Genomic DNA, 13,121 nt, shown 5'->3' with positions numbered 1-13,121 from the left:
GTCGTGCCCGTCGGCGATACTGGTAGACGCTGAACGCATCAGGGAAAGGCCACAGACGTGACTGAGATCGAGATCGGGCGCGGCAAGCGCGGCCGCCGGGCGTACGCCTTCGACGACATCGCCGTCGTCCCCAGCCGCCGTACGCGGGACCCGAAGGAGGTCTCGATCGCCTGGCAGATCGACGCCTACCGCTTCGAGCTGCCGTTCCTGGCCGCCCCCATGGACTCGGTCGTCTCCCCGGCCACCGCGATCCGCATCGGCGAGCTGGGCGGCCTCGGCGTCCTCAACCTCGAAGGGCTCTGGACCCGGTACGAGGACCCGCAGCCGCTGCTCGACGAGATCACCGGCCTGCCCGACGAGGCCGCGACCCGTCGCCTCCAGGAGATCTACGCCGCTCCCATCAAGGAGGAGCTGATCGGGCAGCGCATCAAGGAGGTGCGCGACTCCGGCGTCGTGACCGCCGCCGCGCTCTCCCCGCAGCGCACCGCCCAGTTCTCCAAGGCCGTCGTGGACGCGGGCGTCGACATCTTCGTCATCCGCGGGACGACCGTGTCGGCGGAGCACGTCTCCGGCTCGCACGAGCCGCTGAACCTGAAGCAGTTCATCTACGAGCTGGACGTCCCCGTGATCGTCGGCGGCTGCGCCACCTACACGGCCGCCCTGCACCTGATGCGGACCGGCGCGGCCGGCGTCCTCGTCGGCTTCGGCGGCGGCGCCGCGCACACCACGCGCAACGTGCTCGGCATCCGGGTCCCGATGGCCACGGCGGTCGCCGATGTCGCCGCCGCCCGCCGGGACTACATGGATGAGTCCGGCGGCCGGTACGTGCACGTCATCGCGGACGGCGGTGTCGGCTGGTCCGGCGACATCCCGAAGGCGATCGCCTGTGGCGCGGACGCCGTGATGATGGGTTCGCCGCTGGCCCGCGCCACGGACGCGCCCGGCAAGGGCAACCACTGGGGCATGGAGGCGGTGAACGAGGAGCTGCCGCGCGGCAAGAAGGTCGACCTCGGCACCGTGGGCACGGTCGAGGAGGTCCTCACCGGGCCCTCGCACACGCCCGACGGCTCCATGAACCTCTTCGGGGCGCTGCGGCGGGCGATGGCCACCACCGGGTACAGCGAGCTCAAGGAGTTCCAGCGCGTCGAGGTGACGGTGGCGGACTCGACGCACATGCGATGACGCTGCGCTCGGCTTGAGCGGGGCTTGAGGGCTCGGTTGCCTTGGGGTGACCGGGCCCTTTTGCGTGCCCAAGTGGGGCGGTGGGGGCGTGAGTTGTGGGGGTGGGGGCGCGCGGTTGCGTGTGGGGCGAATGTGGGCCGAACGGGCGTAGCCGGGCGATAGCGTTCGTGTCCGGCGCCCCAGCTTGGCTGGGAGCCCCCTTCCAAGGACACGATCCGGACCCCGCCCTCGGGGCCCGGCCCGATTCCGACGGACCGCCTACCGGGTCAATGGGCGGTGTCGTGGAAGGGGGCGCCCATGGGACGTCACCGCAAGCCCACTCGCTGGGACCGGATCCGTCTTCGGATGGTGAAGTGCCGGAGGAGGTGGATCTTGCGGCTTTTCGGATGGTGAGCGGCCGCCCCCACACCAACTAGGGGCGGACACTCCGTGAACCATCCAGGAGCCTGCCGCAGTGACCGCTGCGGTGGGCTCCACTTTTCTTGTTGTGGAAGGTAAGCGGCCGCCCCCACACAAGCTAGGGGCGGACACTCCGTGAACCATCCAGGAGCTCGTCGCAGTGCCCTCTGCGGCGGGCTCCACCTGTTTCCGTACGGTACCGGTGGAGGCGGTCGGCTGCCAGCGGCCCCGGAGGTCAGGGCTGTGCCGTGCGCCCCCTCTCACAACCTGTGCGCTGCCCCTGTGGGTGTGGCCCCCCGGGTGTCCAGCAGGAGTTGGGCCTTCACCGACAGGCCCTGGAGGTCGTACGTGCGGTGCTGCTGGAGGAGGATCGTCAGGTCGGCGTCGGCGGTGGCCTCGTAGAGGGAGTCGGCGCGGGGGATGGGGCGGTCGAGGACGCTCCAGGTGGGGACGTGCGGGTCGTGGTAGCTGACGTGGGCGCCGAGTTCGATGAGGCGGCGGGCGATCTCGTCGGCGGGAGTGCCCTGTTGGTCGGGGACGTCGGGCTTGTAGGTGACGCCGAGCAGGAGGACGCGGGCGCCTCGGGCCGACTTGCCGTGCTCGTTGAGGAGGGTGGCGGCGCGCTGGACGACGTACTGGGGCATGCGGTGGTTGACGCGCTGGGCCAGCTCGACCATGCGGAGCGAGCGGGGGGCGTGGCCCGCGAGGTCCTGGGGGAGGGCGTGGCCGCCGACGCCGGGGCCGGGGCGGAAGGCCTGGAAGCCGAAGGGCTTGGTCTCGGCGCAGCGGATGACGTCCCAGAGGTCGACGTTCAGGTCGTTGCAGAGGGCGGCCATCTCGTTGACCAGGGCGATGTTGACGTGGCGGTAGTTGGTCTCCAGGAGGTGGACCGTCTCCGCCTCGCGCAGGCCACGCGCGCGTACCACCTTGTCGGTGAGGCGGCCGTAGAAGGCGGCCGCCGACTCCGTGCAGGCGGGGGTGAGGCCGCCGATCACCTTGGGGATGTTGGCGGGGCCGTAGGCGCGGTTGCCCGGGTCCACGCGCGCGGGGGAGTAGGCGAGGTGGAAGTCGCGGCCGGCGCGTAGTCCGGAGCCCTCTTCGAGGAGGGGGCGCAGGAGTTCACCGGTGGTGCCTGGGGGGACCGGGGACTCCAGGATGACCGTGGTGTGCGGGCGCAGCCGGGCGGCCAGGGTGCGGGCGGCCTCCTCGACCTGGGTGAGGTCGAGGGCGCCGTCGGCGCCGAGGGGGGTGGGCGCGCAGATGACCGCCGTACGGACGCGGCCGAGTTCGGCGGGGCTGGTCGTGGGCTTGAAGCCGCGGGCCAGCATGCGGCGCAGTTCGCCGGGGGTGAGCGAGCCGGAGTCGGGGCCGGTGCGGTAACCGAGCGTGGCGATGCCGGCGGCGACGGCGGCCTGGGCCAGCGGCAGCCCCAACTGGCCGAGTCCGATCACGGCGAGATCTGCGGGCATGGCGGGGCCGTCCTTCCCAGTAACCGAAGCGGGACAGACGCGCAAGCCCGGTGGTCTGGATGAGCGAGCGCAATGTCACATTAGGCGGAAATATGACCGATATGCGGGATTGGGGGAGTGTTTTTCTGTGCGCGTCCTGCGGAGTTATCCACAGGCTGGGGGCCGGTGGTGGCCGAACTCGGGCAACGCGGTCAGAATTTTGGGCAGGGGATGCGAGAGGGACGAAAGAGCTGGGTCTCGCCTGACGGGCATGGACGGATGAGGCCGACGCGACGGACAGCGGGAGGCAGCGGTGAGGACAGCGGCACTGGGACCGGCGCAGCGCGCCGAGTCACTGGCGGATATGGCCGAGGGCGAGCTGGACGTGCTGGTCGTGGGTGGTGGCGTGGTCGGTGCGGGCACAGCCCTGGACGCCGTGACCCGCGGTCTGTCCACGGGCCTGGTCGAGGCGCGTGACTGGGCGTCGGGTACCTCCAGTCGGTCCAGCAAGCTGATCCACGGCGGTCTGCGCTATCTGGAGATGCTCGATTTCGCCCTCGTCCGCGAGGCTCTGAAGGAGCGTGGGCTGCTGCTGGAGCGGCTGGCCCCCCATCTGGTGAAGCCGGTTCCCTTCCTCTATCCCTTGCAGCACAAGGGATGGGAGCGGTGGTACGCCGGCTCGGGCGTCGCGCTGTACGACGGGATGTCCATGGCACGCGGACACGGGCGCGGGCTCCCGATCCACCGTCACCTGACCCGTCACCACGCCCTGCGTATCGCGCCCTGCTTGAAGAAGGACGCGCTCGTCGGGGCGCTGCAGTACTACGACGCCCAGATGGACGACGCGCGGTACGTGGCCACCATGGTCCGCACGGCCGCGTCGTACGGGGCGAAGGTCGCCAACCGCGCGCGGGTGAGCGGGTTCCTGCGGGAGGGCGAGCGGGTCGTCGGGGCCAAGGTGCAGGACGTCGAGGGCGGCGGGGAGTACGAGATCCGCGCCCGGCAGGTCGTGAACGCGACCGGGGTGTGGACCGACGACACCCAGGCGATGGTGGGCGAGCGCGGGCAGTTCCACGTCCGGGCCTCCAAGGGCATCCATCTGGTGGTACCGAAGGACCGGATCCACTCCACGACCGGGCTGATCCTGCGGACCGAGAAGTCCGTCCTGTTCGTCATCCCCTGGGGGCGGCACTGGATCGTGGGCACGACGGACACCGACTGGGACCTCGACAAGGCGCATCCGGCGGCGTCCAGCGCGGACATCGACTATCTGCTGGAGCACGTGAACTCGGTCCTGGCGGTGCCGCTGACGCGGGACGACGTGCAGGGGGTGTACGCCGGGCTGCGGCCGCTGCTCGCGGGGGAGTCCGACGCCACCAGCAAGCTCTCGCGGGAGCACATCGTGGCGCATCCGGTGCCGGGGCTGGTGGTCGTGGCCGGCGGCAAGTACACGACCTACCGGGTCATGGCCAAGGACGCCGTGGACGCCGCCGTGCACGGGCTCGACCAGCGGGTCGCGGAATGCGTCACCGAGGACGTGCCGCTGCTGGGCGCGGAGGGGTACCGGGCGTTGTGGAACGCGCGTGCGCGGATCGCGGCGAGCACCGGGCTGCACGTGGTGCGGGTGGAGCATCTGCTGAACCGGTACGGGTCGGCGACCGAGGAGGTGCTCGAACTGATCGCGGAGGATCCGTCATTGGGGGAGCCGCTGCACGCGGCCGACGACTATCTGCGGGCCGAGGTGGTGTACGCGGCCTCGCACGAGGGGGCGCGGCATCTCGACGACGTGCTCACGCGGCGCACGCGGATCTCGATCGAGACGTTCGACCGGGGGACGCGGAGTGCGCGCGAGGCGGCGGAGTTGATGGCACCCGTGCTCGGGTGGGACAAGGACCAGATCGAGCGGGAGGTTCAGCACTATGAGAAGAGGGTGGAGGCGGAGCGGGAGTCGCAGCGGCAGCCGGACGACTTGACCGCGGATGCGGCGCGGTTGGGGGCGCCGGACATCGTGCCGCTGTAGTCGGGCCGCCCCCGCCACCTCGGGGGCTGCGCCCCCGGACCGGGAATCGGGGCCCCGTTGTGAAGTGTGGGCGGGCGCGGTGAGGGGCTTGGAGGTGGGGTGGCCGGTTGAGGGGGGCCCTGGGCGTGGGGCGGTTGGCGGGTGGGTGACAATGGAGGCTCTGTCAGGGCGGGTTGTATGAGGGGACGCATGTCGGAGGCGGAGCGGGCTGGGGAATCCCGTCAGGACAAGGACGCACGTCTCCTCGCCGGGCGGTACCGGCTGGGAGGGGTCCTCGGTCGCGGCGGTATGGGCACGGTGTGGCGTGCCGAGGACGAGACGTTGGGCCGTACGGTCGCCGTCAAGGAGTTGAGGTTCCCGTCGAGCATCGACGCGGACGAGAAGCGGCGGCTGATCACGCGTACGTTGCGCGAGGCCAAGGCGATCGCGCGGATCCGCAACAACGCCGCGGTGACGGTGTTCGACGTCGTCCACGAGGACGATCGGCCGTGGATCGTGATGGAGCTCGTCGAGGGCAAGTCGCTCGCCGAGGTCATCCGTGAGGACGGCGTCCTCGAACCGAGGCGGGCCGCCGAGGTGGGGCTCGCCATCCTCGACGTGCTGCGCGCCGCGCACCGCGAGGGCATCCTGCACCGGGACGTGAAGCCGTCGAACGTGCTCATCGACAAGCGCGACGGCCGGGTCGTCCTCACCGACTTCGGTATCGCGCAGGTCGAGGGCGACCCCTCCATCACCTCGACCGGCATGCTCGTGGGCGCTCCCTCGTACATCTCGCCGGAGCGGGCGCGCGGGCACAAGCCCGGGCCGGCCGCCGACCTGTGGTCCCTCGGCGGTCTGCTCTACGCGGCGGTCGAGGGGGTGCCGCCCTACGACAAGGGGTCGGCCATAGCGACGCTGACCGCGGTGATGACCGAGCCGGTGCCGCCGCCGAAGCGTGCCGGGGCGCTGAAGGACGTCATCTTCGGCCTGCTCACCAAGGACCCCGAGCGGCGCCTCGACGACGCCGGCGCACGGGCCATGCTCAACAGCGTGATCCACGCGCCCGATGTCAAGGACGTCGATCCGGTGGACGCCACGCGGGTCGTGCCGTTGCCGCCGGTGCCGGAGGAGCGCTCGAAGAAGGGCGGTTCCGGTGGCGGCGGGGCCGGGGCCGGCGGCAAGAACGGGGGTGGCGAGCGGGCTCGCGCGCCTCGGTGGTCGATGCGCAAGGGGACGGCTGGGGCCGCGGCCGGGACGGCGGCTGCCGGTACTGGTTCCGGTTCCGGTGCCGGTGTCGCGCGGGAGGCTTCCGGTGGGCCTTCGGGCGGTGCCTCCGGTGCCGCTTCCGGTGCGGCCGGTGTGAAGTCCTCGGCCTCGGCTCCGGCGGCCGTGACGACGCGGTCCGCTTCCGTCGGGGTGTCCACCGGTGCCGACAGCGCGAAGGCCGGCGGGGGCGCGGCGCAGGCGGCGGGCAAGTCGGCGTCGGGGGTGCCCGGACCGCGGGTCGGCGGCGCCGGTCAGGGGGCCGGTGCCGGTGCGGGTGCGGGCAACTCCGTCTCGGCGGGGCGGACTTCGGGGTGGCCCCAGATGCCGCCGCCGGATCTGCCGCCGCGGCCGGTGCCCAGGGCGCCCATCACGGACGTGGTGTCACGGCGGACGCTCGCGGTCATCGCGGTGGCCGTGGTCCTCGCCGTCCTCGGGACCGTGCTGGCGCTCAGCCTCGGTGGGGACGGCGGCAGTTCGACCGACAGCAAGGGGGCCGACACCAAGGCGGCCGCGTCCAGCGGGGCGGCGTCGGGGAGCGACGCCGACAGCAAGGACGCGGACAAGGGCACCGACGCCGACGAGGCCAAGGGGTCCGACCCCAGCCCGGACGGGGAGTCGACGGAGGAGGCCGACGGTTCGAGCGGGTCCGGGGGCAGTTCGCCGAGCCCCTCGGGCGGGTCGAACGGATCGGTCAGCGGTGACGGCTCGGGCTCGGGTTCGGGCTCGGGCGACATCGCGACCGACACGTACAAGAGCGCTCAGGGGTTCTCGATCGGGCTGCCCGACGGGTGGAAGTACCAGTCCACGGACGCCGCGGGCGCCCGTTTCTCCGGTCCCGACGGTCAGCGGCTGCTCGTCGGGTGGACGTCCACGCCGAAGAGCGACCCGGTCGCGGACTGGAAGAACCAGGAACGCTACATGACGCGTCCGCAGTACGAGCGGATCCGAATAGAGGCGGTGGACTACCGGGGCTGGAACGCGGCCGACTGGGAGTTCACCTATGTGGAGAGCGGTACGAAGAACCGGTCGATCGACCGGGGGTTCGTCGTCGACTCGCGGCAGGGGTACGCGCTGATGTACACCGCGAAGGCCGCGAAGTGGAGCGGTGAGCTGCGCAAGGACACGTGGCGGACGTTCACGAAGACCTTCCAGCCGAAGTCCTGAGGTGCCCGGCGCCTCGCCGCAGGGGCGCGTATGGCCGGGTGTTGTGCGCCGGTGTGTGCGGCGCGGTGGCTCTGTGCGGCTCCGTGCTTCGGTTCGGCGCGCCGTACGGGGGCGTGCGGGTGCGCGGGCCGGGGCGAGTCGCCTCGGTATGAGCTCGGCTTCGGATGTTGTGCCCGCCGGGTGAGTTCGGGGACGGGTCTTCCGGGGAAGATCGGATGCGTTCGAGCGCATTCGAGACGAACGAGATATCGCATCGAGTCAATGAGAGTTGCCTCCGGCACGTATCGTGAAGGGCTGCGGACCGTACGCAATCCAGAGCGGAACGGGTCGCTGGGCGAGCGGAATTGACCAACCGGGCGGCCGGGGGAGGGCATTGTGGACGAATACGCGGGGCGAGTACTCGCCGACCGCTATCGCCTGCCGCTGCCGCCCTCCGACGAGTACGAACTCGCCGCCGAGATACGGGCCTTCGACACCTACAGCGGACAGGAAGTCCTGGTCCGGCAGGTGCCGTTGCCCGAGGTGGTCGAGGCGGAGATGCTCGACTCGGACGGTCTGCCCGAGGGGTACGTCGCACGGGACGGCGGGGCGCGCCGGGGTGCGGCTCGGGCCACGCGCGGGTCCACCGACCCCGCCGTACGGCGGGCCATCGAGGCCGCGCAGGCCGCCGCGCAGATCCCCGACCACCCCCGGCTCGACCAGGTCTTCGACGTGTTCGCCGAAGGCGGCTCGTTGTGGATAGTGAGCGAACTGGTGTCCGCCCGGACCCTGGAGACGCTGCTCGCCGAGCAGCCGTTGACGCCGTACCGCGCGGCGGAGGTCGCCGCCGACGTGCTCACCGCGCTGCGGGCACTGCACGCGCACGGCTGGGTCCACCGGAACATCACCGCCCGCACGGTACTGGTCTGCGACGACGGCCGGGTGATGCTGACCGGGCTGGCCGTCGGGGCCGCGGAAGAGGCGCTGTGCGGGTACGACCCGGTGCCCGCGCGGGAGTTCGAGGACAGGCCGCCCGCGTCGTCCCCCGTCGGTGGCGCGGGGTCGTCTGCCGTGGGGCCGGGTGGAGGGCAGGGGCCACGGCAGGTTCCGGTGCCGCCCGGCGGGGTGCGGGACGTCCGGCGTGACTCGGTGCCGCCCGGCGGTGTCCCCGGGGCCCGCGGCGGCGCACTGCCCGGAGGCGGCGGCGGTACGTTCGGCGGCGCGCGCGGTGGTGGGTCTGGTGGTGTGGTCCACGGCGGTGGGCCCGGTGGCGCGGTCGAGGATCCCGAGGCCGCGCGGCGGGCCGCGATAGAGGCGCGGGCGGGGAGCGCGGCTCCGGGGGCGGATCCCTCCGGGGGACAGCGCGCGCTGGAGGCCGGCGGGGACGCGCGGGCGGCGCGGGCGGGTGCCATCGCGGCGTACCGGGCTGGTGCCCGGGCCGCGGCCCGGGTGCAGGACGACCAACGCGGCGGGCCGGGCACGGGGTTGCCCGCGCAACGGCCGGCACCGCAGGACGGGACGTCGGAGGCAGGACGAGACAGCGGCCCGACGTCCGGTGCGGCGACGCGCCCGGTGCCGCTCCACCAGATCGCCGACCCCTACGGCGTCCTCGCGAACGGCGGACCCACGAGCGCCTGGCACGGAGCCCTGCCGCGCGGGGGAGCGGACGCGTCCGGTGCGGGCGACCGCCGTGGGGCCGACAGCGGTACGGCCGACAGCAGGACGACCGGCGGCGGAGCCCTCGGCGGCTACGGTGCCCACGGCGGGGCCACGCCCGGCGATGCGCCGTACGGTGGCGGAGCGGTCGGCGGCGGAACGATCGGCTACGGCACGGGCGGTGGTGCGTACGCCGACGCCGCGCCCGGCGCCCCGGTTCCCGTGGGTGTGACGGATGCCGTGCCCTGGGACGGTGGTGGGGCCGGGGCCGCTCCTCGGCGGGGGCCCGCGACCGCGCTCGCGGCCGAGCGCGCACGCCAGGCGCGGATGGCCCTGGTGGGGCCGGTCACGGAGCGATGGGCGCCGGAGCAGGCCGGACCGGTGCACGAGAACTGGCAGTTGGCCGCGCCGATCGGACCGGCCACGGATCTGTGGGCGCTCGGGGCGCTGCTGTTCCGGGCCGTGCAGGGGCATGCGCCGTACCCGGAGGAGAACACCGCCGAGCTGGTGCAGTTGGTGTGCGCCGAGCCGCCCGCGTTCGCCGAGGAGTGCGGACCGCTGCGGCCGGTCGTGGAGTCGCTGCTGCGGCAGGACCCCACCGAGCGGCTGGACTTCGAGGAACTGCGCGGCTGGTTGCGCTCCCTGGTGCGGTCGGCGCCCGAACCCGAGGCCGGTGCGCACGTCGTGCCCGCGCCGCCCGTCGACGCGAGCCGGCTGCCGATCGTACGGCGGCGGGGCGAACTCGTCCGCAGACGGCGGGCCGGGCTGCCCGCGACCAGCGCGCACGCCCGCCACAAGCGCACTCGGCAGGACAGTCGGCCCCAGGCCCGCAAGCTGGGCCGGAACCTGCTCCTGCTGATCCTGCTCGCGCTGGCCGCCGCCATCACGTACGCCATGGTGTTCATGCCGAAGGCCACGCCGAGCAGTGAGGGCGCTGACACCGGCAGCCGTACGGACAGTGTCGGGCAGCCGAGTTCGGCGCCGGAGGCGAGCGGCGACTCCCGGCCCGGTCAGAACTCGAGCTCACTCGACGGTGGCGAGGAGAGCCAGAGCGACACGAGCCCCTCGCCGTCGGAGTCGTCCGGGTCCACGCAGACGCAGACCGGCGATCCCGAGGTCGCCCAGGGGTTCACCCTGCGCAAGGACCCCGAGGGGTTCCAGGTCGCCGTGGCCACCGGCTGGGACCGTGCCGGCCGGAACGGCCGCGGCCAGATCGTCTACTCCCAGGGCGGCTTCGAGCTGATCCTCGTTCCCGGGCGGGACAGCACGGGGACGTACGGCAGCGATCCGCTGAAGTACCAGCGTGAGGACGAGCGCGAGTTGCAGCCCTTCCGCGACTCGTCCTGGGCCACCTCCACCGGCATGCGGCTGATCGAGGTGGGCGGGGTGACCTCGGCCGAGGGGCAGTTCACCTGGCAGGACTCCGAGGGGCGCGGCGTCTTCGTACGCAACCTCGTGATCCTGCTCGACGGGCGGTACCACGTGGTGCAGGTGCGCGGGCCGGAGGCGGAGCGGGACGAGGTCACCCGGCTGTACGAGCAGGCGGCGGCCACGTACAAGGCGACCGGCTGAGCGGTCGGCTGAGTGACCACCTGAGCCATCAGCCGACCGGCGGGCCGACCGTCGGCGTGCGTCGGGGAGTTGACATGCGTCGGGGCGGTCGGCTGTTCGGCGCGTCGGCTGTTCGGGTCGGCGGCGGAAGGTTGCGTTCCGTTCGCGGAAGCGAGAACCGTCACAGTGCGGTCTCTGTGCGGCCCGGCCGGTTCCCCGGGTCGCGGGCCGCTCCCTACTCTGACCCTGTCAAGAACATTGCGGGGCAACGTGAATCAGATGCAGGGCCAGCTCCTCGCGGAGCGCTACCGGCTCGTCGACACGATCGGCAGCGGTGGCATGGGACGGGTCTGGCGTGCGCACGATGAGGTGCTGCACCGGGCGGTCGCGGTCAAGGAGTTGACGGCCGCGCTGTACGTCTCGGAGAGCGAGCAGGCCATCCTGTTGCGGCGGACCCGGGCCGAGGCGCGCGCGGCCGCGCGGATCAACCACTCGGCCGTCGTCACCGTGCACGACGTGCTGGAGCACGACAACCGCCCGTGGATCGTCATGGAGTTGGTCGAGGGCGTCTCGCTGGCCGACGCCGTGCGGGACCGGGGGCGGGTGGAGGCGCGCGAGGCGGCGCGCATCGGTGTGTGGGTGCTGCGCGCGCTGCGGGCCGCCCACCGGGCCGGTGTGCTGCACCGCGATGTGAAGCCGGGGAACGTGCTGCTCGCCGAGGACGGCCGGGTCATGCTCACCGACTTCGGAATCGCGCAGGTCGAGGGTGACACCACCATCACCCGGACCGGCGAGATCGTCGGTTCCGTCGACTACATCGCCCCCGAGAGGGTGCGCGGGCAGGAGCCCGGGCCCGCCTCCGATCTGTGGTCCCTGGGCGCCACCCTCTACACGGCGGTGGCTGGCAAGTCGCCGTTCCGGCGCACCACTCCGCTCACCACCATGCAGGCCGTGGTGAGCGAGGAGGCCGAGGAACCGGCGGACGCCGGGGCGTTGGGGCCCGTCATCACCGCGCTGCTGTGCAAGGACCCCGCCGTGCGTCCCGGTCCCGACGAGGCCGAGCAGATGCTCACCGAGGCGGCGGAGGGGCGGCGACCCCGGGAGGCGCAGGCGTATCTGGCGACTCGGGAGCATGCGGGAGGTGCGGGGGCCGGATCGGAGGGCTCGGGCGACCCGGAGGGGGCGGGCCCCGGCGGGGTGGTGGGCTGGGGGCGTGCGCCGGGCTCGGGAGGAGTGAGTGGTACCGGTGCAGCGAGTGGTGCCAGTGGAACTAGCGGAACCAGTGGTCTGGGTGGAACCAGTGGCGTCGGGGGAACGAATGGTGCCGGTGGCGTAGATGTGCCCGGTGCGCAGGGTGTGCACGGTGCGCAGGCTACGTCCGGCGCCGACAGGGGCCCCGGCGGCAGCGGTGTGCCGGATGCGCGTGCCTACGGCGCGGAGGGCGCGTCGGGGGCGCGGGGTGCGTACGGCGGTGGTGCGCAGGGGGCGGAGTACTCCACCGGGGCTGTTGGCGGCTGGGGTGGCGGGACCGGTGGCTTCGGTGGGGCCGGGGCGTCGGCCGCTCCGGCGTCCGGCGTCTATCGGATGAACTCCACCGTGCCCTCCGCTCCGACCGCCCAGCGGCGCCGCCGAGGCCGTACGGTCGCCCTCGTGTTGCTGCTGGCGGTGCTGGTCGGAGGCGGCGGTGCCGTCGCGACGCACTACGCGGGCGGGTGGTTCGCCGGGAGTGGCTCCACCACGGACGGATCGGGCGGGTCGGAGGACGGGGGCCAGACGGCCGACGGGGTGCCCGAGGGGTGGGAGCGGGTCGAGGACCCGCAGGGCTTCAGCCTCGCGCTGCCCAAGGGGTGGAAGCGGCAGGTGGAGGGCACGCAGATCGACTACACGCCCGACGGCGGTGAGCACTTCCTCCGGATCGCCGTGGACGACTCGCCGGACTTCGACAGCCCGTACCACCACCAGCTCGACCTGGAGGAACAGGTGCGGACGCGGCCGCAGTACCAGCGGGTGAAGCTGGAGGAGAACATCTTCCGCGACCGGCCGGGCGCGCTGTGGGACTTCACCTGGACCGCGCCGGCGAAGGACACGGAGTTCCCCGGGCCGCGCCGGGCGATCGAGCAGATGTACCTCTCCCGCGACGGTGTCGAGTACACGATCTACATGTCCTCGCCCGCGGCGGACTGGAAGACGGCCGAGAAGCAGTTCTACGCGGTGCTGCGCAGCTGGCGGCCGGCGTAGCGGTGAGCCCCGGCGGGCCGCCGGCCGAGGTGGGTCTGCCGACGTGGTCCGAGGCGCGCCCGCGCCCACCGCCCCGCGCCCACCGGCCTGCCCAACGCCCGCCGACCGCCCCGCCACCGCCGGATCGCCCAACGTCCGCCGACCGCCCCGCCACCGCCGGATCGCCCAACGTCCGCCGACCGCCCCGCCACCGCCGGATCGCCCAACGTCCGCCGACCGCCCCGCCACCGCCGGATCGC

At 72.9% G+C, this 13,121-nt stretch carries 6 protein-coding genes; 5 read left to right on the top strand and 1 reads right to left on the bottom strand.

Annotated features, from left to right (window positions below):
* The first annotated feature begins 57 nt into the window (after positions 1-57).
* Positions 58-1,182 carry a GuaB3 family IMP dehydrogenase-related protein gene (locus tag PUR53_RS09745; protein WP_319239157.1) on the top strand — a complete coding sequence of 375 codons (1,125 nt, stop codon included), beginning with the start codon at positions 58-60 and terminating at the stop codon, positions 1,180-1,182.
* 659 nt (positions 1,183-1,841) lie between these two features.
* On the opposite strand, the gene PUR53_RS09740 is transcribed toward PUR53_RS09745, so the two are convergent.
* Positions 1,842-3,050: a nucleotide sugar dehydrogenase gene (locus PUR53_RS09740; RefSeq protein ID WP_329898600.1), complete on the bottom strand. Its 1,209-nt coding sequence runs from the start codon at positions 3,048-3,050 to the stop codon at positions 1,842-1,844.
* Positions 3,051-3,342: 292 nt separating this feature from the next.
* Between PUR53_RS09740 and PUR53_RS09735 the strand changes: the two genes are divergently transcribed.
* The 4 genes from PUR53_RS09735 (at position 3,343) to PUR53_RS09720 (ending at position 12,882) form a co-directional block, all read left to right on the top strand.
* Positions 3,343-5,049 (top strand): glycerol-3-phosphate dehydrogenase/oxidase, encoded by a 1,707-nt coding sequence (locus PUR53_RS09735; protein ID WP_329898601.1) that lies wholly within the window; start codon positions 3,343-3,345, stop codon positions 5,047-5,049.
* A 189-nt stretch (positions 5,050-5,238) separates the two neighbouring features.
* Positions 5,239-7,458 (top strand): serine/threonine-protein kinase, encoded by a 2,220-nt coding sequence (locus PUR53_RS09730; RefSeq protein ID WP_329908007.1) that lies wholly within the window; start codon positions 5,239-5,241, stop codon positions 7,456-7,458.
* A 375-nt stretch (positions 7,459-7,833) separates the two neighbouring features.
* The gene (locus PUR53_RS09725; protein ID WP_329908006.1) at positions 7,834-10,665 is read left to right on the top strand and encodes a protein kinase domain-containing protein; all 2,832 of its coding nucleotides are present in this window, start codon (positions 7,834-7,836) and stop codon (positions 10,663-10,665) included.
* A 258-nt stretch (positions 10,666-10,923) separates the two neighbouring features.
* Positions 10,924-12,882, top strand: coding sequence for a serine/threonine-protein kinase (locus tag PUR53_RS09720; protein ID WP_329908035.1), 1,959 nt, complete (start codon positions 10,924-10,926; stop codon positions 12,880-12,882).
* The last annotated feature ends 239 nt before the right edge of the window (positions 12,883-13,121 follow it).

Source organism: Streptomyces sp. SP18BB07, from assembly GCF_036322545.1.
Taxonomy (GTDB): Bacteria; Actinomycetota; Actinomycetes; order Streptomycetales; family Streptomycetaceae; genus Streptomyces; species Streptomyces deccanensis.
Note: the sequence above shows the minus strand (reverse complement) of the source record. Positions and strands in the feature narration are given on the sequence as shown.

Excerpts from the sequence above, each read along its gene's own strand:
- PUR53_RS09740 (WP_329898600.1), bottom strand. The coding sequence starts at position 3,050 with ATGCCCGCAGATCTCGCCGTGATCGGACTCGGCCAGTTGGGGCTGCCG.
- PUR53_RS09730 (WP_329908007.1), top strand. The coding sequence starts at position 5,239 with ATGTCGGAGGCGGAGCGGGCTGGGGAATCCCGTCAGGACAAGGACGCA.
- PUR53_RS09720 (WP_329908035.1), top strand. The coding sequence starts at position 10,924 with ATGCAGGGCCAGCTCCTCGCGGAGCGCTACCGGCTCGTCGACACGATC.